The 24,725-nt window shown below is 53.3% G+C and carries 23 protein-coding genes; 8 read left to right on the forward strand and 15 right to left on the reverse strand.

Going from position 1 to position 24,725, the window contains the following annotated elements; translation table 11 throughout:
• Positions 1-545 precede the first annotated feature (545 nt).
• Both BMZ14_RS11305 and BMZ14_RS11310 read right to left on the reverse strand, forming a co-directional pair.
• Positions 546-1,088, reverse strand: a complete 543-nt coding sequence (locus tag BMZ14_RS11305) for a DUF421 domain-containing protein (protein WP_143071983.1) — start codon at positions 1,086-1,088, stop codon at positions 546-548.
• Between the two features lie 58 nt (positions 1,089-1,146).
• Entirely contained in the window at positions 1,147-2,124 is a 978-nt protein-coding gene (locus BMZ14_RS11310; protein ID WP_218145028.1) for a mechanosensitive ion channel family protein, read from the reverse strand.
• A 426-nt stretch (positions 2,125-2,550) separates the two neighbouring features.
• Here BMZ14_RS11310 and BMZ14_RS11315 point away from each other — a divergent pair, with 426 nt between their 5' ends.
• Positions 2,551-6,024: a DUF748 domain-containing protein gene (locus BMZ14_RS11315; protein WP_074797632.1), complete on the forward strand. Its 3,474-nt coding sequence runs from the start codon at positions 2,551-2,553 to the stop codon at positions 6,022-6,024.
• An 85-nt stretch (positions 6,025-6,109) separates the two neighbouring features.
• On the opposite strand, the gene BMZ14_RS11320 is transcribed toward BMZ14_RS11315, so the two are convergent.
• From BMZ14_RS11320 to BMZ14_RS11355, 7 genes are all read right to left on the reverse strand, one after another.
• Positions 6,110-6,703: a hypothetical protein gene (locus BMZ14_RS11320; RefSeq protein WP_074797634.1), complete on the reverse strand. Its 594-nt coding sequence runs from the start codon at positions 6,701-6,703 to the stop codon at positions 6,110-6,112.
• A gap of 456 nt (positions 6,704-7,159) precedes the next feature.
• Complete coding sequence (locus tag BMZ14_RS11330) at positions 7,160-7,543, reverse strand: hypothetical protein (protein WP_074797636.1); 384 nt, start codon at positions 7,541-7,543, stop codon at positions 7,160-7,162.
• Positions 7,544-7,548: 5 nt separating this feature from the next.
• The gene (ctaD, locus tag BMZ14_RS11335; protein WP_074797638.1) at positions 7,549-10,092 is read right to left on the reverse strand and encodes a cytochrome c oxidase subunit I; all 2,544 of its coding nucleotides are present in this window, start codon (positions 10,090-10,092) and stop codon (positions 7,549-7,551) included.
• 12 nt (positions 10,093-10,104) lie between these two features.
• Entirely contained in the window at positions 10,105-11,166 is a 1,062-nt protein-coding gene (locus tag BMZ14_RS11340) for a sodium:calcium antiporter (protein WP_074797640.1), read from the reverse strand.
• A 2-nt stretch (positions 11,167-11,168) separates the two neighbouring features.
• A complete protein-coding gene (locus BMZ14_RS11345; protein WP_074797641.1) occupies positions 11,169-12,164 on the reverse strand; it encodes a cytochrome c oxidase subunit II in 996 nt (331 codons plus the stop codon).
• Positions 12,161-13,297, reverse strand: coding sequence for a c-type cytochrome (locus tag BMZ14_RS11350; RefSeq protein ID WP_074797644.1), 1,137 nt, complete (start codon positions 13,295-13,297; stop codon positions 12,161-12,163). Before BMZ14_RS11350 ends, BMZ14_RS11345 begins: the two co-directional genes overlap by 4 nt.
• Complete coding sequence (locus BMZ14_RS11355) at positions 13,290-13,874, reverse strand: cytochrome c oxidase assembly protein (protein WP_083396770.1); 585 nt, start codon at positions 13,872-13,874, stop codon at positions 13,290-13,292. Before BMZ14_RS11355 ends, BMZ14_RS11350 begins: the two co-directional genes overlap by 8 nt.
• A gap of 1,208 nt (positions 13,875-15,082) precedes the next feature.
• On the opposite strand from BMZ14_RS11355, the gene BMZ14_RS11360 reads away from it, so the two are divergent.
• A complete protein-coding gene (locus BMZ14_RS11360) occupies positions 15,083-16,411 on the forward strand; it encodes a DUF2254 domain-containing protein (RefSeq protein ID WP_074797645.1) in 1,329 nt (442 codons plus the stop codon).
• A 113-nt stretch (positions 16,412-16,524) separates the two neighbouring features.
• Positions 16,525-16,893 carry a hypothetical protein gene (locus BMZ14_RS11365; RefSeq protein ID WP_074797646.1) on the forward strand — a complete coding sequence of 123 codons (369 nt, stop codon included), beginning with the start codon at positions 16,525-16,527 and terminating at the stop codon, positions 16,891-16,893.
• Between the two features lie 119 nt (positions 16,894-17,012).
• On the opposite strand, the gene BMZ14_RS11370 is transcribed toward BMZ14_RS11365, so the two are convergent.
• From BMZ14_RS11370 to BMZ14_RS15645, 4 genes are all read right to left on the reverse strand, one after another.
• Positions 17,013-17,993 (reverse strand): mechanosensitive ion channel family protein, encoded by a 981-nt coding sequence (locus tag BMZ14_RS11370; RefSeq protein ID WP_218145029.1) that lies wholly within the window; start codon positions 17,991-17,993, stop codon positions 17,013-17,015.
• Between the two features lie 127 nt (positions 17,994-18,120).
• Entirely contained in the window at positions 18,121-18,498 is a 378-nt protein-coding gene (locus BMZ14_RS11375) for a beta/gamma crystallin domain-containing protein (RefSeq protein WP_256208590.1), read from the reverse strand.
• Between the two features lie 65 nt (positions 18,499-18,563).
• Positions 18,564-18,854, reverse strand: a complete 291-nt coding sequence (locus BMZ14_RS11380) for a hypothetical protein (protein ID WP_074797652.1) — start codon at positions 18,852-18,854, stop codon at positions 18,564-18,566.
• 210 nt (positions 18,855-19,064) lie between these two features.
• Positions 19,065-19,454 carry a four-helix bundle copper-binding protein gene (locus tag BMZ14_RS15645; protein ID WP_074797653.1) on the reverse strand — a complete coding sequence of 130 codons (390 nt, stop codon included), beginning with the start codon at positions 19,452-19,454 and terminating at the stop codon, positions 19,065-19,067.
• A 305-nt stretch (positions 19,455-19,759) separates the two neighbouring features.
• On the opposite strand from BMZ14_RS15645, the gene BMZ14_RS11390 reads away from it, so the two are divergent.
• Both BMZ14_RS11390 and BMZ14_RS15155 read left to right on the forward strand, forming a co-directional pair.
• Positions 19,760-20,272 (forward strand): HPP family protein, encoded by a 513-nt coding sequence (locus tag BMZ14_RS11390; RefSeq protein ID WP_074797654.1) that lies wholly within the window; start codon positions 19,760-19,762, stop codon positions 20,270-20,272.
• 648 nt (positions 20,273-20,920) lie between these two features.
• A complete protein-coding gene (locus BMZ14_RS15155; RefSeq protein WP_177186972.1) occupies positions 20,921-21,091 on the forward strand; it encodes a hypothetical protein in 171 nt (56 codons plus the stop codon).
• A 145-nt stretch (positions 21,092-21,236) separates the two neighbouring features.
• Here BMZ14_RS15155 and BMZ14_RS15505 read toward each other — a convergent pair whose 3' ends face one another.
• Together BMZ14_RS15505 and BMZ14_RS11400 are read right to left on the reverse strand one after the other, a co-directional pair.
• Positions 21,237-21,482: a glycerophosphodiester phosphodiesterase gene (locus BMZ14_RS15505; RefSeq protein WP_074797656.1), complete on the reverse strand. Its 246-nt coding sequence runs from the start codon at positions 21,480-21,482 to the stop codon at positions 21,237-21,239.
• Between the two features lie 22 nt (positions 21,483-21,504).
• Positions 21,505-22,344: an alpha/beta hydrolase gene (locus BMZ14_RS11400; protein WP_256208592.1), complete on the reverse strand. Its 840-nt coding sequence runs from the start codon at positions 22,342-22,344 to the stop codon at positions 21,505-21,507.
• Positions 22,345-22,543: 199 nt separating this feature from the next.
• Between BMZ14_RS11400 and ppa the strand changes: the two genes are divergently transcribed.
• From ppa to BMZ14_RS11415, 3 genes are all read left to right on the forward strand, one after another.
• A complete protein-coding gene (gene ppa / locus BMZ14_RS11405) occupies positions 22,544-23,092 on the forward strand; it encodes an inorganic diphosphatase (protein WP_074797660.1) in 549 nt (182 codons plus the stop codon).
• Positions 23,093-23,232: 140 nt separating this feature from the next.
• Entirely contained in the window at positions 23,233-23,853 is a 621-nt protein-coding gene (locus BMZ14_RS11410) for a GNAT family N-acetyltransferase (protein ID WP_074797662.1), read from the forward strand.
• Between the two features lie 132 nt (positions 23,854-23,985).
• Positions 23,986-24,708, forward strand: a complete 723-nt coding sequence (locus BMZ14_RS11415; RefSeq protein ID WP_256208593.1) for an intradiol ring-cleavage dioxygenase — start codon at positions 23,986-23,988, stop codon at positions 24,706-24,708.
• Positions 24,709-24,725 lie beyond the last annotated feature (17 nt).

Here is a 24,725-nt window from a genome sequence, read left to right on the forward strand (position 1 = left end):
AGGTGAAAATCATGCCGGAAATTCTACTTTTAAACGATGCTGTTTATTGGGGTAGGGTCAGGGGATTACCGGAGGATCCAAGCAATATTCAAGGCGGAGCGATTAAGGCGACAGCCTGATGCTGACTGGCCCAATTAGCCTTGGCCGAATGGTGGGGCCTTTCGGCTTCGATTGTGAAAACAGGATACAGAGTCTAAAGACAGGGCCGAAAACTAACCCTACCATTTTCGACAACCAGAATTTTCGAGACCAGAATAAATTTATTGCGGCCGGGAAAAGCGTCGGATATGTCCGAGAAAATGGGATTCTTTGATAATTTTCGCTCGATGATGGTCAGTTGCCCCGGCTCATAGCTTGGCTCGCAAACGCAGTAATTAAAAGCATTTCCGCACCATATCATTCGCCCTCGATGAGGAGAACCGGTTTATGCCGGCAACTACTTTTCTTCACGCAGGTTGGCATTCAATAGATACCCGATGGCTTTTTGATCCAGTACGGTTATTGAGTTTCGCGACGCAGTAATGCAATAGAGGCCTGACTATTGACTATTTGCCTGCCGCTTTTACATCTGTAAGGCTGGGGGAAGAAACACTCCGGGCATCTTTCCCCACGACACTGAATGATCCATCCGTTTCCAGCACAACCGCTTCTACAGCTTCCAGGTCACGAAATCCGGCCGCCCGGACTGCTGCTCGAACTTCATCCTCTGTAACGCGAGCATACCGTAACGCCGCCGCAAGAAACCTGCCGCGGAGAAGCAGTACGTGAGGTTCCCCGGTGGCTAGTCTGCGCACCCAACGCACCCTTACGCTAGACCAGGTGACGATGAATTGCATCCCGATCAGTAAGGCAAAGGCGAGCGCACCCTCGGCCAGCGCAACATCCTTGTTGAGCAGGATGGTTGCCAGAGTCGAGCCAAGGGCAACAGTCACAACCAAGTCAAACGCATTCATCTTCGATAACGTGCGCTTTCCCGATATCCGCAAGAAGATGACCAGCGTGACATAAGCCAGCACTCCGACGATTAGCGTGCGACTCAAGTTATCCCATCCGTGGAAGAAGAGATGCTCCAGCTTGATTTCAGTCATTGCCTCTTTCCCTTCTAGCAGATCAGCTTCGACCGCGATTCTTGCCTGCACCACGAGACTAAGTTTGTTGCTTGATACGAACCAGCGGCGAACCGACGATTTCATACGTCGACGAGGCGATGTCAATGCCCGCCTCCTCCAACGCCCTCAAAATGTCCCTGCTCATCTGATCCTTTAATTCTCGAATGCCATGATCCTCGGCGATGAAGCGAACGGTTAGTTCCAGCCAATTATCTGTCAAGCGATAATATACCTTCGGTTTCATGTCTGCCGACTTCATAAAATAGCGCCGTTGCATCTCCTGGAGCGCCTCCTGGCCAAGAGAGCTGAGGGAAACGGTTCGCCTGTCGGCCACGTCCAGCAGAATGCGTTCGGCACGGTCACGATCCGCATTAAACCTGATCGGAACACTCATTTCTTCCCAAAGATACGGAAATTCCCTGGTGTAGTTGTAAACCGGCTCATCGAAAATACGTGCGTTACTGACGGTGACGACGCGGCCCGTATACTGGCGGCTTTGAACCCACATCGCGGGATCAGCCTTTTGTACGGGTGGTGGCTGACCCATTTCCATGATTGTGGTTTGCATAAACCCCAAAGCGATGACGTCCCCGCGCACCCCGCCCATTGTGATGCGGTCGCCGACGTTAAAAGTTTTTCCGCGCAGGATGATGAAATAGCCAGCCACGGCAGTAACCGCCTTTTGCAAAGCGAACGCCAAACCGGCGGTAACAAGTCCGATCCCGGTCGCCAGTCGCGTCGGGTCATCGAACCAGATGGAAACAAGGCCAAGGATGAGGAGCAAGCCTGTGCCGAGCGCAATGCCTTGTCGAATCCAGAACGTCAAGCGCTCATCCCGGCCATGCAAAGCATGAGATATGAAGCTTCGGAGGAGCTTTCCGAGGAGAAGTATGAGCGCGATAAAAACGAGGGTAAAGAGGAGCTTTATGCCGTTCTCGGCATTGACTCCAACCAGGCGGACGCCGAGTATCTCCACCGCGCGGTTAGGCCCGACCAACCTGATAATGTTTTCCAAAAGCGTATCCTTCAGCGCGGATAATGCTCTAGTAACGCAAGTTATTGCCTTGATTGATGCACCGCATCTACGTCATCGCCTGAGACACTAGATACTATAACATCAAAAAAATTATCAGTATTTTCAGTTATTGCAAGCGTCTTGCCGTCTACTCTGAATGCCCGATACAGGAGTAATGCTAGGGCCCTTGCGCGTTACTGTTTCTGTTCCCTATCGAACAGACCCCGGCTGTTGGCAGGTCTAGGATAACAAAAACTTATGCCTCGAGCTCTTTCCTCCCAGCTTTGGCTCAGCCCCGACCACCTTTGCTTGCTTGTCGCCTGATCGCCGTCACCCTCTTACGATGCGAGCTTGAGGAATCATCGGAAGCTGCTCCTCCTTTGAGTCATTCTATTATTTCCGAGTAATTTGGATTTAATCCCGCATATGAAAAGGATTATTGCTCACACCGCTTTCCGAAGATCAGTAGGGGTTGCTTCCGTTTTGCTGTTTGTTTACACCTTGGCTGGTTTTCTTGCTTTGCCATATTGGCTCGAACGTGCCCTTCCGAATTATCTGGAACAGCGTGTGGGACAGGATGCAAGGGTGGGCGATATCCGCATCAATCCCTATCTATTCACTGTTGAGATATCCGACTTTAAGCTTGGGGAAACCGCCAAGAACGCCTTGGTGAAGTTTAGGCGGCTTTATATTGACTTCGAGTTATCGAGCATTTTCACCCGGGACTGGAGATTCGCCGACATCCGCACCGAAGGACTCGACCTGGCACTCGAAATTGACCGCGAGGGCAGGCTAAATGTAACGGAGCTTATCGAACGTCTGGAGAGCCCTGAGGAGCCTCCGCAAACGCCGACGAGGATTCTTTTCGAGCATTTGGTGATAAGCAATGCGGCGATAAGCCTCAGTGACTTTTCGGGCGAGAAACCGGTAGATACAGTCCTTTCCCCAATCAACATGGTTCTCACTGGCTTGAGCACCATTCCGGATCAGGAAGGACAGTATGTCCTGCAAGCAAAATCGGGGAGCGGTAGTTCTCTCGCATGGAAGGGGAACATTACCTTGTATCCATTGGCTTCAAGCGGCCACTTGGCGCTGCATGAACTCAAGCTGGCCGATATATGGCAGTTTTTTCGCGAGAAATTGCAAATAGCCAAGCCGCTGGGAGAAATGGGTATCAAGGCAAGTTACGATTTTTCCTACAAGCAGGAAAAGGCCTCGCTCGACTTGAGCAAGATTACGATACAGCTGTCCAACCTCGCCGTCACTCAGACGGACAGTCGCCAGTCGCTGATTGAGCTGCGCAGCGTACACATTGATGATGCTCGTTTTTCCCTTGACGACAAGGAAATTACGATCCCGGTTTTTGGCCTTTCCGACGGAAGGATGAGTGCCAGTCGTGCAAGCGATGGGCAGATGAGTTGGCAAAGCGCGCTGAAAAAACCGCCAGCGACAGTGGACCCAGGTACCGACTCCCGCAGTGATCATGCCAGTGATTCTGATTTGGCTGGGAGGCACATCTTGCCATGGAAAATGCATATTGAGCACGTGGATCTTAAAAACGTTGCGCTTGCTTACGCAGATCACACCCTGTCGCCACCACTGGCTTTTAGGGTTGGCAACCTGGGCAGCAAATTTACGCTGGACGTGAGCAATGTAATGGAGGCTCCACAAGTGGCGGCACAAGCCGTTCAACTATCAATCGAGGATGTCGCAATTTTGTCCGTTTCCAGTGATGCTGCCCCACTCGCAACGTTGGGAACTTTCGAATTGAGCGGTGGCAGCCTTAATACTGAAGCCCAGAACATCATGGCTGAGAGCATTAACGTAAGCGGAGGGGGCATCACATTAACCCGGGGCTTCGACGGTCCCGACGGCTTGTTACGCCTAGTGGCGGTCGAAGGGCCAAAAAAAAATTCGCAATCCCATTCTTCCATGGACCCCGCCTTCACAGAAAGCGTGGGGCGCGCCTGGAAATACCGGATTGGCTCCCTGGAACTGAAGCAATTCAGCGCGCAGCTTACCGACGAGACTTACAAGCCTGCGGTCGCCTATGATGTCGACGCTATCTCTGTGGCGGCAGAAAATATTGATAACTCTGTTGAAAAACCTGTCGTTTTTACCGCCAAAATGCAAGTCAATGGCAAAGGAGTCATCAACGGCAGCGGTAGCGCTCAACAGGATTTCAAGCAAGCGAGTGTCAAACTCGATGCCAATGTGCCGCTTGAACCTTTGCGGGGAGTGGTGGCGCGCTATGCGGCGGCCAGCCTTGCATCCGGCCGCCTCGTCGCCGCGACCGAGATTGATTATCACGCTGGCGCCGCTCCGGAAATAACGGCAGCAGGTAGCGCGAGCATTCAGGACTTTCAGTTAAATGAGACTGACACCAACGAGCGGCTGATCGCATGGAAAGCGCTCATGGCCCAGAAGTTCAACCTGAGCCTTGGTCCGAACCGTCTTTCGATCAGGGAAGTCCACCTTCACGAACCCGCCGTGAAGGTGGCCATTGACGAGGAAATGAATATGAATCTTGCCCAAGTGCTGAAAAACAATGCCGAGGCGAAGCATCCATCTAAAGGCCAGACACGTGAAGTGCTGCCAGAGACGGCAGGAAGAAACCAGAAGGACATCTTGTTTCCCGCAGAAATCGCCCAGGTGCGGATTGAGCAGGGCTCGCTCGACTTCGCTGACAAGAGCCTTATTTTGCCTTTCTCGACTCATGTAACCAGGCTCGAAGGTATTGTCGCAGGAATTTCAACCGCACCCCAAAGCCGTGCGGAAATCAGATTAAGCGGGCAGGTAGAGGACTATGGGGAAGCGAAGGCTGCAGGAACGCTATTAACAAGAGACCCCAAAAAATTCCTGGATATTGAGGCAAATTTTGAAAATATAAAAATGCCTCCCCTTTCGCCATACTCCGCCACCTTTGCCGGACGTAGGATCGCAGCGGGCAAGCTTTGGCTTACGCTGCATTACAAGATTGCGAAGGGCAGGCTGCTGGGCGAGAACAAGATAATGCTCGCAGATTTCAAGCTGGGCGAGCGGGTGGAGGCATCCGAAGCACTCGACCTCCCCCTTGACCTTGCAATTGCGCTATTGAAGGGGCCAAATGACAGGATAAACCTTGCGGTGCCTGTGAGAGGGGATGTGGGTAGTCCCAGTTTTGATTATGGCTTGGTTATACGTACTGCACTGGCAACCACGGTGCGCCGCATCGTTACTTCTCCATTCCGGCTCCTTGCACGTCTCGCGGGTTCGGAGGATACGGAGGAACTGAGAAGAGTGGAGTTCGAGCCTGGCAGAGATGATATAGAACCCTCCCAGCGCGAGCAACTGGATATCCTTGCCGAGGCGATTAAACAACGGCCTGAAGTCTCGCTAGTGGTACACGGGCCATATGATGTCAAGCTCGATGGAAGAAGTCTGCGGCGCCAGTATGTGCGTCGAGACGTTTTGGCCGAGGCGGATATCCTCATCGAGGCGGGCGAAGACCCGGACTTCATTGCTTTTGGAAACGCCGATATACAAAAGGCCCTGGAGAAATTGCTTGCCAGGCGGTCAGAAGGTGGTGCTGCTGAATTCTCTGAAACATACGAGAAACGGACAGGGAGGGAACCTGATCGGGTTAATCCGCTCCTCGGGTTGTTTGGTCGGGGCAGCAAGGACCGAGAGTTCTACGAGGCCATGTTCGATCGCCTGGTCGAACTCGAGCCATTACCTGGGGGCGAGTTGGAAGCGCTAGGAGCAAGCCGCGCGAGATCGATCACCGAGGCCCTGCGAAGAGCTGGTGTGGACACCAAGCAAGTTACCATCGGAGACATAGAGGCTGTCACCGGCAAGCCAGGAGAGGCCATCGTAGCGGAGCTGTCACTAAGTACAGCACCTGTCGAAAACGGACGATGAGGATTGTAAAAAAAGCTTGCTTTTCCCGTCGTCTTTTAATGTTTACAGTTAAGCTTTTATTGCTTGCCGGCTTGCCTATCGCTGCTTATTGCGGTGGATGAGCGGCGGGCGGCATGTATTCCAGTACCACCAGGCCCAGATGCTTGTTCAGGCCGAGTATGGGAATAATTGCACGAAAAATTTCATTGCCGACTTTTTCTAACTTGATTTCATTGGAATTCGGATCGACATCGGGATAAAGGCTGGAGAAGGTCTCGGCAAGCTTCTTGCGGTCGCTGGCAACGATCACCTTGCCGTCCGGCTTGGCCAGGACGGCGGATTTGAAGCCCCTCATTTGAACCAGTTGGCCAAAATACTGATCCACCTGGTTCAAGTTACCTGCTATAAGCTCCCGACGAACGGCCCAGGCGAAGGGGATGCTGAACAGATTTAATGCTTCCTCGGCGCGGCGGTCATCCAACTGCTTTGCTTGTCCTATCAGTTGAGCGTGCGCTTCTGCCTGTTGCGCCTCGACTTGGGCCAGTCTATTCTCCACCGCCTCCACAGCGGCTACTTTCCAGCCATACATGCCTACGGCTACAATCAACAGGGCAACAACCAGGCCCAGCATAATTTTTCGCTCTCGGCTCATACCTCTGGAGTTGCTGGCGGCAGTACTATTGTTTTCAAACTGGTCCATATCAAGCTCCTTAGGTAGGTTTTTTTGACCAAAAGCCAACCCTAGGGGATGTTCGGGCCCTACTCCGTGCGATATACAACATTAACCGGAGGTCCTGAATAACCTGCGTGCTTTGCTGTGACGCTTGTATGGACTAAGCTGGAAGAGGAACAATTGGCAGGGCCGGCAACACGGGGTACGCGGGCCCCATCTTCCGCGTACGTGCGCGGGAAATGCTGTCCGCCCAGGTCAAAGGGCGGAGCGATCCCGAGTGGAATCGCAGCTATTCGTTCCAGCCTCCCCAGAACAAGGAGGGGGGCGATTAGTCAAGCCAGGCAACAGGGTAGTACGAAAGACCTGGATAAAGACGGCTTCATATCGCTGCCACCACTGCCAAGCTAAGTACTCCGACAAAAACGGGTTGCCAAAGTGCAGATAGACTGCAATGGGCATAAATCATGATGATAGGGTTGGCACTCAGCGCAACTGGTCACAGGCGGGCAGGATGACGGCGCCTAGACCCACATAAAACATTGCCAGAATCGAAAGCCCAGCCAGAATGCGCATGATGGTCACGATAAACCCCATCTGGTCCGCAGGGGGGTCGCCTCGCGCGATCAGGGCGTGGACGAAACGGATACGGACAGCGCTAAAGCCAACGGCCGCAATGCACACCGCGGTTGCGAACAGAATGATGGTGACGACGGCGGCATTTCCCGCTGATCTGTCTTCACTCAGGTTTAACGCGCATAGCAGGGATTGGCTGCCATAGATCACGGTCAGATGCACGGACCAGACAATGGGACCAACCAGAATGAAGACCAGCGTGCCCATGCCCTGGAGATTGGACCTGGGTCCCATGCGCCTCATCCGATCACCCTCGGGAAGCCATGGATGAGGACGAGACCGCACAGGCCTTGTCCCGCGGTGTACCAGTAGAGAAGGGCCGCATTGTCGAACGTGACACTGCGCTTCTGGTACAGCCGCTTGGAGACAAGCCTGCCACAGGCGAAGGCGCAAAGTATAATCGTGGCGAAAGCAGCCTGTCCTGTAAGAAATGAACCCATGTATACCATGGCGCTGTACGAATTTGCGGACGGGTCGAGTCCCGTCCGCAAATGCCCAAGCACCTCCACACCGACCGAGCCAGCGAGAAACGCGGCGGCCAGTATCAGCATGGCAGGCGTCAGCAGGGGCAAGTGCAACTGGCCCGCTGCGGGAAGCCGCTTTCCAGCCCTGTAGACCAGTACGCTGCCAAAAACCAGGAGAATCGCGGAGTTGACCGGGTAGGTCAGTGGGGGCAACGCCGGAGAACCGGCTGGCGCCCAGACCTCCGGCGAAACTATCCAGAGATAGAGATAGGAGAAGATGTAAGAAACAAAGAGTGATGCCGCGACCAGCATCACGATCACCATGGCCCACCAGCTATGAGATGATGGGCCTGTCATGTAGGTTGGCAGCCTGATCCCACCGCCAATATCAACCTCTCCTTGATCCGGCTTGTCCAATTGCCACCCCCATACGATGAAGGAGACGATGGCTAGCACCCCGCTGATCAGGGCAATGGCAACTGCCTTGATGGTCAGCAGTAAAAAGAACCCTGCAGTGAAGACAGCGGCAGCCACATGGGTCCAGCTCGAACCAGCCATCTGCATCAAGTATTGCGGCTTGGCCTCTATGACCGAGGTGATGATGGTTTCACGCCCCCCGGTGGGCGCATTGGGAAGATAGTGCAGCCCTTCGCGCACCTGCTGGGCCAGGTCTGGCTGATCCCATAGTGGCTCCCGGCTGGTCACGTGGGGGACCGAGCGGGTCGAATAAACATCGTTGGGAAGAAACTCAAGCGTCCCCGCATTCCATGGATTTTCCGGTCCACCCCCGCCAAAGCGGAAATTGCGTATGAGGTCGATGATGAAAATCAGAACCCCGGTGGCCATGATGAAAGCGCCGGCTGTCGAAATCGAGTTAAGCAGATCCCAGCCGAGATAGCCCGAATAGGTCCAGACGCGGCGGGGCATTCCGGCAAGGCCGGTTATATGCATGGGAAAAAATGCGGTGTTGAAGCCGATGAACATCAGCCAGAACGCCCAGCGGCCCAACCGTTCCGATAACATCTTGCGGCTGACCATAGGCGCCCAATAGTAAAAGGTGGCAAACAGCGGGAACACCATGCCCCCCACAAGCACGTAATGCAGGTGGGCGACAATGAAATAGGTGTCATGAGCCTGAAAATCGAACGGCACAACCGCAACCATCACACCAGTCAATCCGCCAAGTACAAAGATAAACAGGAAACCCAGGATAAACAGGGACGGGACATTAATGCGAAACGGCCTTTTGCCAGCAGCGATAGTGGCGATCCACGAGAATACCTGGATACCGGACGGAATGGCGACCGCCATGCTTGCGGCTGAAAAAAATGCCAGGCTCAGCCCCGGAATACCGGTGGTGAACATGTGGTGCACCCACAGCCCGAAGCTGAAAAAGCCTGTGGCGATCAGCGCGACGACAATCAGGCGGTAGCCAATCAACGGCGTCTGCGCCAGGGTTGGGATCATCATTGAAACCAGGCCTGCCGCGGGCAGGAAAATGATGTAGACCTCCGGGTGGCCAAAGAACCAGAACAGATGCTGCCAGAGCAAGGCATCACCGCCAAGCGCGGCGGTAAAGAAGGGCCAGCCGAAGGAGCGTTCGAGTTCCAGCAGCATGGTGGCGAGAATGACCGCAGGAAAGGCAAACACGATCATCGCGGCGAAGATCAGCATGGCCCAGGCAAAAATGGGCATCTTTGCCAGCGTCATGCCGGGTGGGCGTGTGCGTAGAACGCCAACGATGATTTCTATGGCTCCCGCAATAGCCGATATTTCAATAAAGCCGATTCCGAGCAGCCAGAAATCGGCATTATTGCCCGGCGAATACTCGGTGAGGGTCAGCGGCGGATACATGAACCAGCCGCCCTTGGGTGCCATGTCGTAAAAGATCGTGGAGAAGAACACCAGGCCGCCGATGATATAAGCCCACATTGCAAAGGCGCTGAGGCGGGGGAAGGGCAAGTCGCGGGCCGCAAGCATCTGGGGAAGCAGCATCACCCCCAGGGCCTCGACTATAGGGACCGCGAAAAGAAACATCATCGTCGTGCCATGGACGGTGAAGATCTGGTTATAAAGGTCCTGGCTGAGAAAATTGTTGTCCGCAACCGCCAATTGTGTACGCATCAGCAGCGCCAGAATTCCCGCCAGAACAAAAAACAGGAATGCTGCGCCGATATAAATCGTGCCGACGACGGTGTTGTTCACCACCGTCAGCAGTTTGAAGCCTTTCGGAGTTGCCCATATCCGCTCGAGCTCCTCGACTTCCTCTTTGGGACGTGGACCCTTGTTCGGCAGCTCTGCTGGGTATTGTTGATTCATAAGGGCTCTCGATCAACGCAGGAAGTATAGGACGATCAGTCCGGCGAAATAACAAACGAGCACGGCGGCGGAGTCGAGCCCCATGCGCAAGATAGTCTGATCGCCGCGTTCGGCCATGCCGATGATGTAAAGCGCAGTGAGCGCAATCCCGAGCAGGGCTCCGAAAACACCGAAGGTTCCGGTCTGATTCAGGATCGGCTCTCCCGTGCCTATGAGATCAATGACAAAGATCAGGCCAACATTGATAAGGTTGGTGCCCAGAATATCGGAAACCGCGAGGGTATATAGACCGGCGCGGGCAGCGGTCACCGCCGTGCTTAGCTCGGGCAGAGAGGTTGCAAAGGCCAGCAGCACAAACCCCACGAAACTTCCGCCCAGCCCCGTTTGCTCTGAAAGCGCGTCTCCGGTCAGTGACAGCAGATAACCGGCAACCAGGATGACGAGACCCAACCCGGCGATCCAGGCAATAAGGTTGCGCAGCGAACGACCCGTAAGCTCCTTGTTGGCTTCTCCGGCCTCGGCCTGTTGCTTGTCGCGCCGTTTATCGCCCTCGCCTCGCTTCGCAGGCTTCCAGGCCTTCCGGCTCTGCGACTTGGAAAGAATATAGATACTGAAGGTGTACGCTGCGGCACTCGCCCAGGCCCAGACACCAACGCCCAGGAAGGAAGTGTCGCCCGCAACCATCCCCGCCGCGACGATGGAAAGCAACAGGATGCTCAATCCGCCTTGAAGTATGACGGTGAGATCGGGAAGAGCCGAGGTCAGTGCGCTGCGTCCGATAAACTGGTCGACAATTGCCAGAATGGCGATCTGCGCGGCGATTGAACCAAAGAGATTGTTGATCGCCATATCCGCCGCGCCGGTTGCAGTTGATGTCACCGTCACGCCGATCTCAGGCAAAGAGGTGATGCCCCCAAGCAGCAGAAGGCCTATGGTTGACTGTCGGATTCCAGTTTTGGAACTGATCGCACTGGCATATCCGGTGATGCGGGCGCCTGCAAACCAGACGATGACCGCCGCAACTGAGAAGATGGAGAGGTTAACGAGTATATTGGCTTCGGCGAAGTCGAACATAGCTACTTCAGGCTCTCCAGATAGAGGGCAAGGTCTTCAAGTTGGGACTGAGTGAAGATGTTGTATGGCGGCATCTTGTTTTCCGGCTTGATGTGCTGATTATTGCTGATCCAGTCTGCAAAGGCTGCGGCGCCGTTGGGAAGGGTCGCTGCAGCGAGGGAGTGGCGGCCTCCAACGTGGGTGAGATCGGGGCCAATGGCGCCAGCCGCCGCAGTTCCGCGGATCGTGTGGCAGCCTCCGCAACCGGCATCAAGAAACAACTCTCGGCCCCGCGCGGCGCGTTCATTCTCGTTTTTGACCGCGGGTCCCGATTCCTTTGCCATCCACTCCTCGAAATCTTCGGGAGTTTGCGCCACGACATGGAACGACATAAAGGCGTGGGCGCCGCCGCAATATTCGGCGCACTGGCCGCGGCTAATCCCCTCCTCAGTCGCGGTTATGGTGAGAACATTGATTCGTCCGGGGATCATGTCAAGCTTGCCTGCAAGGCGGGGAGCCCAAAACGAATGGATGACGTCTGCGGTAGTCAGTTCCAGGCGCACCGGCTGGCCGACAGGGACATGCAGCTCGTTTGCGCTCTCGAAACTGTTGCCATCTGCATCGAAGTAGGTGACACGCCACCACCACTGCTCACCTCTAATGGCGAAGCGCATTTCATTATCCGACGGGGGCGCGCTGGCGCCGGCGCCCAGGATCACAAAGCCGTAAACCAGTAGCATGCTTAGAACGACTACTGGAAAAGCTATCCCGGCACCCCTGATGAAGCGCTCGCCGGAAAGCCGCGCGCGCAACGTCTCGCGCCCACAGATGGCCACGGCGCTCAGCACAATCACACCAACGAGAATCAAGCCGCCGGCGATGGTCATGACCCAGAACAGGACGTTGATTCTCTCCGCCTCTGCACCAGTGGGGGCGAAGGCTGATTGCTCCTGATTGCATGCGGCCAGCAGCACCAGGAGGCCCGCGCCAACGGTCGTCCGAAACCGGCCTTTGCTCATCGGATGGGCACCTCGGACTCCCGGCCCAGCTCTGCGGGCTGGCTTGCATAGAAGGCGGTGACATCGTGGATTTGCGCGTCGTTCAGACGGTTAGCGACCACGGCCATGATGGCGCCGTAGCCCGACCGGTCCCGCAGCCCCCTGCGCCAAAGCTCCAGTTGTCCACGGAGATAAGTAGCGGATTGCCCAGCAAGTCTGGGAAACTGCGGATTGTCCCCCTTGTGACAGCTCGAACACGGCGGGATGCCGCCTTCGGCCAATCCCTCAGTTGCAATCCGCCGTCCGCGTACTACTGCTTTGGGGTCTTCCGATGCCACTATGTGGGGCGATGGCAAGGACGCGTAATAACGGGCCAAGGCCGCAGTTTCCTCTGTGGACATTTCCAAGGCGATTGGCTCCATGATGCCGCTCTCACGGATTCCATCCGAATAATTTTCAATGGCGCGTGTCAGATAGGCTTCCGATTGACCGTGAAGGCGCGGTACTCGGTCGCTGACAGGAGGGGATTGTGCATCGCCATGACAGCGCACGCAGTTTTCGAGCGGTTGAATCGCCACACCGGCGACTTCGAGCTTCATGGGCAAAACTCTTGATCGTTCGCTCTGGGTATAACTATCCGCGCCTTCCCGGCGCAGCCGGTCGAGAAAGGCGACCAAAGTCCAGACCTCATCACTTCGCCCGTCACCCGGCCACGCTGGCATGCCGGTGAATTTGAGTCCGTTATAGATAATCCAAAACAGCTCTCTGGAATTGTAGTCTTCGTACGCTGAGATCAGGTCGGGCGGGGTAGGCAGCATGTTTTGATAAACAACACGCGGGCCCTGCCCCGGCACCCCATGGCATGCGGCACAAGCACCCCGATAGTGTTCGGCGCCGAGGTCGGCCAGATTATCGTCCACTAGATCGGGAACGGATATACCGCTTGCGGCCGCCGCAATAGAGCGGTCCCGCACCACGGTAAGCAGCCAATTGGTTATGGACAAATGGTCGCGTCTGGCAGCAACATTGTAGACTCCTGAAACAACGAAAATCGCGCCGCCGACGCTCAGTGTCCCTACAACTACAAGCAGCGCCGAACCTAGCCGCCGCAGACGCTCAGATCGGTGCCCCTTCGCTGTTTTAACGTCAGCCATCGCTACGGCTCTCGGCTTCCATTGTCAGAAACCAACGCGATGCCAATACGAGACCGGCTGTGATATAGATCAGGGGGCACACCACCAGCATCACCAGTCCCGCCAGTTGCTGGTCGGCGAGGCTTTCAGACATGGGGACAACATCAAGTCCGCGCACCATGACGCCAAATAACGAGCGCGGGGCGAAGACCAGCAGGGCACCGAGCAGGCAGAAGAGCTTTCCTGTGACCAGCAGGGCAAAGATCGCGCGCCAGCGCCCGGTTGCCCGCGTTGCATAAATTGCCAGCCAGAACCATGCAGCCGCTGCGGTCAAGCTTGCGTTCATGGTAAGCATCATGATTGGATTGGACATCGCCGCCCCGAGTGCCGGCGGCGAATGCCACCCCCAGAGCAGGGCCAATTGGGTTGCTGTGGCCAAGTGCCAGTTCCGGGAGACTGTAGGAGACACTTTGGGGCGCAGCATATAAATGAGACCGGGCACGACCAGATTCATAAGCACCATATGCTGGAGCATTAGTTCGCTCAACTGTCCGATCGACATATCAACTATCGTCCCTATCAATGAACCGATCTCCATTATTGATTCTAAAGGCAGGCCCAAACGCAGCGCCTGTCGAACTGGGAGGCGTCACGGGCGTGCAAGTTCAATAGATAAATTGGGAAGAGCCGATTTCAAAAAATTGAGAGTGGACGCCATCTTCTACGTATTATCGACCGGCCGTCAGTAACAGGCGCTCGCAAGGACCCTGCCGCGTCGAGAGCACAGTGCACAATTACTTCGTGCTGTGGGACTGGGACCGTACGTTCGAGCGCACCCATCCGCATAGCGGCGCTCCATCGCAATTGCTACTTGCATCAAAATACCCAGTACTAGGGCCAAGGTCGTCTTCAGAAAATCCCGCTGTTTCTCCTTTTCCTTCTTCCGGTAGGCCACTTCTTTATAGATCAGAATCCAAGCTTTTTCTTAATGTAATAAAAGATTAGAGCTGTTTCCGTAAGCTTCCCCGTCAAGTAGACAGTTCGGAAGTAGGTTTTTCCCCTGTTTGATGTCCCCCAAAAATAGCTTCTGCATCTATTAAAACGACGGTATAAACGGTAGCGTCTTGCTATATTTAATGCATCTTAAATAGATGTATAACGCATTCGTTAAACGCATTAATCAGGTTTCTGCGGATAGGCGAAGCCGTCGGCTCGGGGAGCTGCTTGAGCGAGTAGGGCGGGGCGACCTGATCCTCACGTCTGAGTTTACTCAAGGTGGAATTCATCGGGAAAACCTGGGGTTACCGGACACCTAGTGAGGCTTGCGAAGAGAAAAACCTTGGATTAATGCGTGTAGAAAAAGCAAAGATCATTTGCATCTCACACACATTAAAAATGCTGTGATAGATGATCAATCAAAAATCAGAGCGGAGTCTATTGATAGGCTTTTAGGGGGTTAAACGATCTCTCACTAGGGCTAGGCCTAGTGAGAGTGCATCTGGAGCATCGACAGATAAACTTCCATTACTTTATCTCTCGCTCATCTATATTTAAATCGCAGGAGCCGGATTATCCTGTCTATGCTCTAGCGAGCCTGGGGCGGAGCAATTCATCACTAGCCCAATAGCACGAATTGGCCGTCCGTAAAATAGAGGTTGGCGTGGCCATTTTGAATTTTCGCTTCCAGCGGGCATTGCGGAATGGACTGATTGACTGACGACAAATTCTCCAGCGAAAGAGCAGTGATGAACGGCAAAGCTATTACTGCATGAGTAGGGCGACCTTTCAAACGGTAGAGGGACGAGCATGAAGAAACCCCAACAGGTCTGGCTTTATCTTAGATCGAGCTTCTGGTTCATGCCTTCTCTAATTGTCGCAATCAGCATTGTGCTTGCTACAGCAGCGATCAATGTAGACTCGGCAATTGAGAGCGAAATCCTGGCCCGTTGGCCGCGTTTGTTCGGTGTCGGAGCCGAGGGAGCCCGACAGATGCTGTCAACCATTGCCAGTTCGATGATGACGGTTGTGGGCGTGACTTTTTCCATGACCCTCGTAACATTGGCACTGGCCTCCAGCCAATACACATCGCGCGTCCTTGGCAGCTTCATGCGAAGCCGAACTACACAGGTTGTGCTCGGGGTCTTCGCAGGTATCTTTACCTACTGTCTGGTCGTACTTAGGACAATACGTGATAACGGCGAGACCGCCTTCGTGCCGGGTCTTGCCGTGTTCCTGGGCGTCGTGCTCGCGCTGGCAGGAGTCGGCGTGCTCATTCTTTTCATTCACCATATCGCAACTTCGATCCAAGCATCTAACATCATATGTTCGGTAGCCGAGGAAACCTTAGCTGCGATCAAGCGAGTATTTCCGCAACATGCCAACGACCTTTCGGAAGAAGAGGAAAACCGACGCATGCATCTATTAATCGCAGCCAATCACTGGGAAGACATCTGCGCAGAAGCGAGTGGCTATGTCCAGACGATAGACTACGACGCCCTTAGAGACCTTGCGGGAAAACGAGGCACCATCATAAAGATTAACTATGGAATCGGGGATTTTGTGGTGAAGGGAATGGCAGTGGCATCTATGGTCCGCCGAGACTTACCCGAAGAAAGGATAGTGCGCGAGGTGCGATCTTTTTACAGTATCGGTAGCCGGCGCACCATCGAGCAGGATCCTGATTTCGGGATCCGGCAGATCGTGGATATGGCCGTGAAAGCGCTTTCGCCGGGCGTTAACGACACAACCACTGCTGTGACCTGCATAAACTATCTCACCTCCATACTGTGCTATCTCGTTTCGCGGAGCTTTCCTCTCCAAATCCATTACGATAAAGAAGAACCGCGGCTTATCAGCGTCCAGGCAACCTTTGAAGCTCTCCTGGGCGCATCCTTCGACGAAATCCGCCGCAACGCGAGCAGGAATACCAGGGTGATCGTTTCCATGCTCGACGCTCTGCAACTGATCGGAACAAGAACGTCCGTCGTTCCCCGTAAAGAGGCGTTAAGCAAGCAAGCAAAGAGCATTGCCGAGTTAGCAGACCGCAGTGTCGAGTCTCCAACTGACCTTGCAACAATTCGTGCTCGCTTGGAAAGTTTATGCGTTGCGCTGGACAAGAAACCGGCTACGTCGTAGAGCTGCCATTAGCTGGGCCCGGACGATTTACAGGTCACGTGTGATAACGCACGGAACCCCTATTAGATCAGGAGTAACCTTTGGCATTCGTTAATGGGAAACAGGAGACAATCATGGCGTTCCCGGGTTTAATAAACCGCTCATTGGCAACAACGGTGGTTGTGTGTAGCGTCCCAATCATTTGGGCAGCAGGCATGACCTGCGCAAAAGCGGATAACAACATGCCTAACCAGAGTAGTTCGTCCAGTCAAAGCGGCTCTGGCGGAAATTCCAGCCAGCCAAAGCCCAAGAACCCTTCCGGCGTGGCCGGGCATGGCATCCTTCACGAAGGAATGGAGTCGGGACAGGTAGATCAAAAGATAAGAGTAGACCGGAACAAAGGTACTGATCCTTCTCTTCCGCCCCCTGTGCGCAAGAATGAAAAAGGGGTGGTGACGGAGGACCCTAGCGATATTCAGGGCGGACCGATCGGGCCGAACTAGCCCTCGTGGGTCCTCCAGCGTAGATGAATGGGGATGCAAATTTCGCCGCTCCCGAATGACTCTCGCTCATAGCCGCGGACGGAAAATCCGCGTTAACTTCACCACTCATCGACAATGGGTTAGAGTGGAACTCGTTCCAATCTAACCGGCGGCAAGCCAACGATTTCGTAGCTGGTAGAAGCAATACTGATGTTCGCTTCAGTCATGGCCTTTAAAATGTCGCGGCTCATCTGATCCTTCAATTCCCGAATCCCGAAATCGCGGGCGATAAAGCGAACTGTTAATTCGAGCCAGTTGTCCGTCAGGCGGTAGTAGACCTTGGGTTTCATATCTGCCGGCTTCATGAAATACCGGCGCTCCATCTCCTGGAGAGCCTCCTCGCCGAGAGAGCTGATGGAAACAGTTCGATGACCAGCAACTTCCAGCAAAACACGTTCCGCTCGATCGTGGTCCGCGTTAAACTTGATCGGCACGCTCATTTCCTCCCAAAGATATGGAAACTCCCGTGTGTAGTTGTATACCGGCTCATCAAAGATACGCGCGTTACTGACTGTGACGATACGTCCGGTGTACTGCCGACTTTGAACCCACATGGCCGGTTCAGCGTGTTGTACTGGGGGTGGCTGGCCCATTTCCATGATCGTCGTTTGCGTAAAATCCACGGCGATGACGTCGCTCCGCACTCCGCCCATCGTTATGCGATCGCCGACGTTAAAAGTTTTGCCACGCAGAATAATGAAATAGCCAGCCACAGCAGTAACAACCTTCTGTAGCGCGAATGCGAGACCCGCAGTGACAAGTCCGATGCCAGTGGCCAATCGTGTTGGATCATCGAACCAGATGGAAACCAGGCCCAGGATTAGAAAGAGGCCTGTGCCGAGCGCAATCCCTTGCCGAACCCAGAATACAAAATGCTCATCCTTGCCTTTAAGAGCACGTATCGTGTAGCGTTTGACGACCCGCACAACAAGAAGCACAAGTGTGATAAAGGCAAGCGTAAAGAGAAGCTTCATGCCGTTCTCGGCATTGACGCCCATAAGTCGGACTCCCAGAATCTCTACCGCACGATTAGGTCCTACCAAGGTGATGAACTTTTCCAAAGCTGTCCTCGGTAATGGGAAAACGGGGCTTGAAGCTTGCGCAGAGCAGAAGGATTAATTGCGGTAGTCTGTTTGATACATGCGTCGCGGAAGGGACGTTGACCCTGTCCTTGCAGACAGGGCGTGGTTACTTATTTCGTTTGGGATCCCCTTGCGCGCCAGGGCAACTGACCATCATCGAGCGGAAATTGTCAAAGAACCCCATCTTTTCCGACATATCCGCAACGCTTTGTCCGGCAGTAATGAATTTATCCTGGTCCCGAAAATCCCGGTTGTCGAAAATGGTAAGGTTGGTTTTTGGCCCCATCCGCAAGCTACGTACCTTGTTTTCCCAGTCGAAACCGAAAGGCCCCACCATCCGGCCAAGGCTGATCGGCCCTGTCAGCATCAGGCTGTCGCCTTCATAATTCTTCTTATCGTAAAGTTTTACCCAGCATCCCTTTTTTTCCGCGTCGGTGGAAACCTCGACGGGAACCATCATCAATATCGGCACCGGAACCGTCATTGTTCCATCCCTGCTCCCGGTTTGAGCTGCGCTCTTATTATCGCCGGAACGAGGTGGCTCATTCATTATCGGCCTGTCTGACTTGTAATGGTTTTTTCTGCTGCACGGATCGCTTTCAACATCGCCGGAAAAATTTCGTCTCCGTTAAGCAATGTCTCAACGCGGTTGCCGGAGATCAATGCGGGACCAAGAAGACCGCTCATGGAACGTAAAAACTGCGGGTCGGTTATGCTGTAAAGGTGGCCAACACGCTGCGTGATCTCTTTCTCGCTCCTGGCAAAAATTACAAGAACCAGTCCAAATATCGAAACCGTCGCAATCCACGCGAGAACAATGCTCCAAAGAGGGACGCTCAATTGACCGCACCTGGCTTCATATCTTCACCTTTAGGCTGAACCTGTGGTTGGATGGGTGGAGTGGTTTCATGGCGGAATAATAATTCTATACCCCTCTTTTTGACAGCAAGGTACAAGATTGAGGCTTCCCGCTCTGGGTTATTTGCAAAGGTGACTACGCTTATCAGCACGAGTCTCTCTCCTCTCTGAGGAAAGAAGGAACCGGGCTTGCTACAATTCGTCTGCGGGAACGCGTTCCTGAGCCCCGGTGGCTTGCTTAGCGTAGGAACCAGCCATTTGACGGCAGCTCTCGGCACACTCGCGGCAAGCTTTGGCGCACTCTTCCATGCCGTCCAGCTGCTCGCAACTTTTGGCACAGGCTTCGCAGGCTTCGGCGCAGACTCCACAGAGCTGGCTGCTTAAAGTGGAATTGCTCAGCATGAAATTGGTCGATGTTTGACAGATCTCGGCACAATTCAACATAAGCCGCATATGGTCTGGGGAAATGTGTTTACCGCCTGACTCCAGGCAGTGGGTCATCGCTTCGTGCAGGCAAGTTTGACGGCATCGATTACACGCGTCGATGCATGATTGCATTTTCGGATCGGTAGGATGAGTCATAGCGGAGCCTCCTTTAAGTGGGTAAGCAAAGCAACCTAACTCATGGCCCTGTTGCTATGGAAAAGTCCGTACGGTGACAAACGGACGCAGCAGGGGTTAGTTGCTGGAACAAGCAGTACACGTGTTAACCAATGGATCAGGACCGATCCGAGATAGGGGATAGATTTTTAGGAGTTCGATTGTCGGGATAAGTCTGGGCCGAATAAACCGATCAAATCAGTATTCTTAATTTCCCCTTGATCTTTTATATTTAGGGTGATCCCCAGAGCGAATGGTGATTTACTTTTGAACGGACATAAACAACAGTGCAACGTTCGGCTATAGCTCGTCTGTTGTGGTGCGGACTTGGCGCTGCGGTCGGTGTCGCAGTAGCCTTGTTCCTTGCTTCGCCGCCTTTTTCACCATTCTTTTTTGCCTCGCTAGGTGGCTCTGCAGTATTTCTATTTGGCCTTACTCGCGCGCCAGCAGCGCAGCCACGCGCGCTCTTTGGCGGTCACCTTGGGGGTGCTCTCATTGGTATCGTCTGCTATCAGCTCTTCGGCGATTCGCTATGGGTCTATGCGCTCGCTCAGGTACTTGCCTTGTGGTATATGCTCCTCACCAGAACAGTACATCCTCCAGCCGGAGCCAATCCGATGATTATGATTTACGCTCACTCCAGTCTAACTGCGCTTTGGGAGCCGGTTTTCATTGGGGTGTTTAGCTTGGCTATCGTTGCGGCTATTTGGAGTCGCCTTTATCCAGGCCTCTCGCACTATCCTGTTTCCTGGTTTGACCAATCACCCCCATCCTTGTTCTGGGGGGGCTGGGATGAATAAAGCAAAGCATTGTTTGCTTTATTCCAATGCAAACTTTTACAGTTGATAACGTATGTTATCAACTGTAATCTAAGCTCATGAATTTGCTCATCCCGAAACTTATTTGAGCCTTGCCCTGCAGGAGCGACGGAATCTGTGAGACGAGTTTTTTTTCACAGCCTGCGGCGCGAAAAATTCTCCTTAATCCCACTTCCTGCTATCACAGGCCTCAAGCCTTGCTTCCTCAGTATTCGATCTCCACATACAACTCGTCCGCCGCTTCCAAATGCGGCTATCTTCTCAAAACGGTGTATCAGTTTTCAATCGCTGCCCTGTGTCAATTTATATCCGGCGGTGACATTTGAATGCCCTGCATTTTCAAAATGAACTCTGACAACTATATTTCAACAAGGATTCCCACGCTCCAAAGGATAGATCCGAACAGTTAAATGCATAGCGAAGGTTGAAGAGCACACTTAATATTCATTTCTGATTCGATCATAAGCTAAGAATAGATCAGTGTAGAGTTAAAGCTTGTAACCGCTGACTCAGGGGGAGCTAGGCACAACAATGGAATTCGAGCACTTACCGACATGCTGCTGCCGACGTCCCCCCGAACTTGAGTAGCGGCTGAGTTTGGAGTCCAATCTTACGCAAAGGAGATTGGACATGAAGAAGCGATTCACCGAAGAGCATTTCGACCTCTACCCTCTTTTTCGCGATATCTTGTACGGAGAATATTCGAACCTTAGTCCTGCAAGTCGCCTACAAAAATTGATGGATACCGCTGAAGGTGCCGACTGGGTTCTGTCTGGTAAACTTAACGACCAACTTCTATAACAGACGCACAGATTGCCATCAGGTCGTGGCGAAACGAGGTGACAAGAATGCGATAGCCGGCCTGGTGCTTTTCGAGAACATCCCTCGTCGCGCGCAATGCGTCCATGCTCTTGATCTCTACATTCCACAGGATGTCGGGGAAGTGCTACAGCGCTTCATCCAGAGTCGGCACTTCGTGACCTACGTTTTGTTCAATCTCCCGGCGGGTAAGATCAGCGACCGCTTGTCCGGACGCGGTCACGCGGTCATGAATCAGCACCGGCAGGGCATCACGACTAATGCGCACATCTGTTTCAATTCCGCTTGCACCCACCATTACAGCGGCTTCGAAAGCCGAAAGGGTATTTTCCGGGACTGCGGTGTGATAACCGCGGTGAGCTATTACCAACATGTTATTTCAATTCACCCAATAACTATGCCGGCGGGGGTAAATTCCCATCAATAAAGTCTCCAAGCGCTTTCACCCAGTCTTCCTGCATGTAAATGAATCCATTGTTGTGGCCGCCCTGCAATTCAAGGAATTGCTTTGGACCGGGCGCAGCTTCATATAGCGCCTGGCCTTGTGTAAACGGCACGATTTCATCCTGCGGGCTATGAGCGACGAACACAGGGCATGTAACAGACTGCAAATACTCGAGGGTATCGTAGTCGAAACGGGACAGCAGCCGCACCGGCAGAAAAGGGTAAAGCTTGGCCCCCATAGCGGGTACGGAGGTGAACGCCGAAGCCAGTACCAGCAAGCCTGGTTCCTTGCGGGTAGCAAGCCAGGCAGCAACAGCGCCGCCAAGGGATTCGCCGAATAACACGATACTGGATGGTGCGATCCCTTTTTTTACCGTCACGTATTGCCACGCAGCCTGGGCATCGCGGTAAGTGCCGGATTCCGAGGGGACTCCGCTACTTTGGCCATAGCCGCGATAATCGATAATGAATGTGTTGTAGCCCAGGCGGTAAAACATCGAAAGATAGCCCATGCGGTGCGAAAGGTTGCCGGCATTGCCATGAAAAAACAGTACGGTTGCCGTTGCATCGGGCGCGGGCACGAACCAGCTATGCAGCGTTTCGCCATCGTCGGTAGCAAGTTCCACGGTCTCGTAGGCGATCCCCACGTCATCCGGTGTTCCGGTAATGTCTCGCTTATACTCCGGATAATAGACAAGATTGGGCTGGACAAAAAATATCCCGACCGCGAAAACGATATAGGCAATAGCAACCATAATGCCCAAACCAAAAAACATACGCATTGGTGACATGGATTGAACCTGAACCCGGCAGTGTTAACCGTTCGTTTTTTAGTGTACCACCGGGAGCCGCAGCGGTTTTTCTTTGCATCCCTCAACCATCACTATCGTGGAAAGTTCACTGTCGGTTAAGGGTTCGGCTTGAATTATTTAATCCCTCAGGCTCCGGCAGTTATAATAGCTGCTTTCAGCCATCAGCAACAGGAACGCAATGAATCTAGACAGGGTTAGTTCAGGCAATGACGTGCCCAGTGACTTCAACGTAATAATAGAAATACCGATGAATGCCGATCCCATAAAATATGAAGTGGACAAGGCCACAGGGGCCATGTTCGTGGATCGTTTCATGTCAACGTCAATGCATTATCCTTGCAACTATGGTTATATTCCCCACACTCTGTCGGAAGACGGCGATCCGGTGGATGTGCTGGTGATTTCGCCGGTTCCGCTCATTTGCGGTGTAGTAGTGCGTTGCAGACCGTTGGGCATGCTGAAAATGATCGATGAAGCCGGCGGAGATGCAAAGGTTCTGGCGGTTCCGATCGACAAGCTGTGCGGCCTCTACCGTAATGTGAAATCCCATGCGGATCTCTCCGAACTGGCACGGTCGCAGATTGCACATTTTTTTGAACACTACAAAGATCTGGAACCCGGCAAGTGGGTCAAAATAGATGGCTGGGCCGGGGTTACGGAAGCTGAAGTGGAAATTACAAGTGGAGTAAAACGCTATGCCTCTGCGAAGGAAAAGCCAATGTTTTAAGGTCCCCCTGCGCGTTGCAGAAGTCCCTGTCAATGCAGAATGTTGTCGCTACTGGTTTGAATCGAATTCCAGGCCCGAATGACGCTCGTAATATTTTTTCATCGCATGAATGGTAAACGGCGGAATAGCACACAGAGAAAATGAGCTGGCTTGAACCTCTGGAATTGAAGGGGCAGATCGTCACCCTTGATCCTCTTGACATCAGCCACGTGGGGCCTCTAAAGGCCGCGGTAATGGACGGGGAATTCTGGAAGCTCTGGTATGCCAATGTACCGCCACCGGATCAAATGGAAAGTTATGTGATTCGGGCTGTAGAAAATGCTGAAAAAGGAAATATTGCCTTTGCTGTCAGGCTCAACCGCACGAACCGGATCGTGGGCGCCACGCGTTTTTATAATGTAGACAATTTGAACAGGCGGCCCATGCTGGGCTATACCTGGTACGCAAAATCCGTTTGTAAAACGAGCGTGAATACGGAATGCAAGCTGCTGTTGCTTCAACATGTCTTTGAGCAAAAGGAGGCGATCGCGGTAGAATTCAGAACCCACTATTTCAACCATGTCTCAAGAGCCGCGATTGAACGGCTGGGGGCGAAACATGATGGAGTTTTGCGCAGTCATCAGATAATGCGCGATGGCTCAGTTCGAGACACGGTCGTTTATTCGATACTTAAGCATGAATGGCCGGCGGTAAAAAGCAACCTGGTGGGCAAGCTTTTGCTCAACGATGGTCGCAACCCTCAAGAGGAAATTCATCCCTGACGTATTGCCTGACTACGATGCCTCAGGAACTTCGAAAGCGATAAAGTCATCAAAGTAATGACAATCGGCATGCTGCCGATACGAAAATTCAGGGAAGGCAGCATGAGTGCGGATTATTGCCGGGGATGGTTTATGAATCGACGGAAAATGCTTGCGCTACTCGGGCTAACAGGAGCAAACGTGCTTGGTAGACATTCTTCGGCGAATTCCAGCGCAACGGAGTTGATCCGAAGGAAGCTATCGTGCGTTGTCACCCCCGAGCAGACCGAAGGGCCCTATTTTGTTGATGAGCGTTTGCGTCGGTCGGATATTCGAGCCGACCCTTCTGACGGCTCGATAAAAGAAGGATTGCGGCTCGCACTCGAGATTCGCGTTTTCTCCGCACCAAGAGGCGACGTTTCCGATTGCAAACCGATAGAAGGCGCTTTTGTGGATATCTGGCATTGCGACGCCCAGGGAATCTATTCTGATGTCACGGATCGCGATTTTAATACGGTCGGAAAAAAATTCCTGCGCGGCTATCAAGTAAGCGATAAAAATGGAGGCGTCAGATTTATCACCATTTATCCTGGCTGGTATCCCGGCAGAACGGTTCATATCCATTTCAAGATTCGTACCGATTCAAAATATATGCGGCCTCTTGAGTTTACATCGCAATTCTACTTCGATGACTCGATCACCGATTCCGTATATGTGCAGCATCCGGCATACGCCAGAAAGGGCTCTTACCTGACGAGAGTGAGAAACGAAGACGACAGCATATACCGCAAGGGTGGTGAGCGTCTGATACTGAAGCTCGTCAAGATGGATGAGGGTTATGCTGCCACTTTTGACGTCGGGCTTGAAAATGCCTGAAGGAGTTTGTCCAGATA

The sequence above is a fragment of the Nitrosospira briensis genome (assembly GCF_900115125.1).
In the GTDB taxonomy this organism is placed as follows: Bacteria; Pseudomonadota; Gammaproteobacteria; order Burkholderiales; family Nitrosomonadaceae; genus Nitrosospira; species Nitrosospira briensis_A.

What these genes read in the sequence shown, in the direction of transcription:
- BMZ14_RS11305 (WP_143071983.1), bottom strand. Translation starts at nt 1,088, where the DNA reads ATGACTGAAATCAAGCTGGAGCATCTCTTCTTCCACGGATGGGATAAC.
- BMZ14_RS11315 (WP_074797632.1), top strand. Translation starts at nt 2,551, where the DNA reads ATGAAAAGGATTATTGCTCACACCGCTTTCCGAAGATCAGTAGGGGTT.
- BMZ14_RS11320 (WP_074797634.1), bottom strand. Translation starts at nt 6,703, where the DNA reads ATGGACCAGTTTGAAAACAATAGTACTGCCGCCAGCAACTCCAGAGGT.
- BMZ14_RS11330 (WP_074797636.1), bottom strand. Translation starts at nt 7,543, where the DNA reads ATGGGACCCAGGTCCAATCTCCAGGGCATGGGCACGCTGGTCTTCATT.
- ctaD (WP_074797638.1), bottom strand. Translation starts at nt 10,092, where the DNA reads ATGAATCAACAATACCCAGCAGAGCTGCCGAACAAGGGTCCACGTCCC.
- BMZ14_RS11340 (WP_074797640.1), bottom strand. Translation starts at nt 11,166, where the DNA reads ATGTTCGACTTCGCCGAAGCCAATATACTCGTTAACCTCTCCATCTTC.
- BMZ14_RS11345 (WP_074797641.1), bottom strand. Translation starts at nt 12,164, where the DNA reads ATGAGCAAAGGCCGGTTTCGGACGACCGTTGGCGCGGGCCTCCTGGTG.
- BMZ14_RS11350 (WP_074797644.1), bottom strand. Translation starts at nt 13,297, where the DNA reads ATGGCTGACGTTAAAACAGCGAAGGGGCACCGATCTGAGCGTCTGCGG.
- BMZ14_RS11355 (WP_083396770.1), bottom strand. Translation starts at nt 13,874, where the DNA reads ATGGAGATCGGTTCATTGATAGGGACGATAGTTGATATGTCGATCGGA.
- BMZ14_RS11360 (WP_074797645.1), top strand. Translation starts at nt 15,083, where the DNA reads ATGAAGAAACCCCAACAGGTCTGGCTTTATCTTAGATCGAGCTTCTGG.
- BMZ14_RS11365 (WP_074797646.1), top strand. Translation starts at nt 16,525, where the DNA reads ATGGCGTTCCCGGGTTTAATAAACCGCTCATTGGCAACAACGGTGGTT.
- BMZ14_RS11375 (WP_256208590.1), bottom strand. Translation starts at nt 18,498, where the DNA reads ATGACGGTTCCGGTGCCGATATTGATGATGGTTCCCGTCGAGGTTTCC.
- BMZ14_RS15645 (WP_074797653.1), bottom strand. Translation starts at nt 19,454, where the DNA reads ATGACTCATCCTACCGATCCGAAAATGCAATCATGCATCGACGCGTGT.
- BMZ14_RS15155 (WP_177186972.1), top strand. Translation starts at nt 20,921, where the DNA reads ATGAAGAAGCGATTCACCGAAGAGCATTTCGACCTCTACCCTCTTTTT.
- BMZ14_RS15505 (WP_074797656.1), bottom strand. Translation starts at nt 21,482, where the DNA reads ATGTTGGTAATAGCTCACCGCGGTTATCACACCGCAGTCCCGGAAAAT.
- BMZ14_RS11400 (WP_256208592.1), bottom strand. Translation starts at nt 22,344, where the DNA reads ATGTCACCAATGCGTATGTTTTTTGGTTTGGGCATTATGGTTGCTATT.
- ppa (WP_074797660.1), top strand. Translation starts at nt 22,544, where the DNA reads ATGAATCTAGACAGGGTTAGTTCAGGCAATGACGTGCCCAGTGACTTC.
- BMZ14_RS11410 (WP_074797662.1), top strand. Translation starts at nt 23,233, where the DNA reads ATGAGCTGGCTTGAACCTCTGGAATTGAAGGGGCAGATCGTCACCCTT.
- BMZ14_RS11415 (WP_256208593.1), top strand. Translation starts at nt 23,986, where the DNA reads ATGAATCGACGGAAAATGCTTGCGCTACTCGGGCTAACAGGAGCAAAC.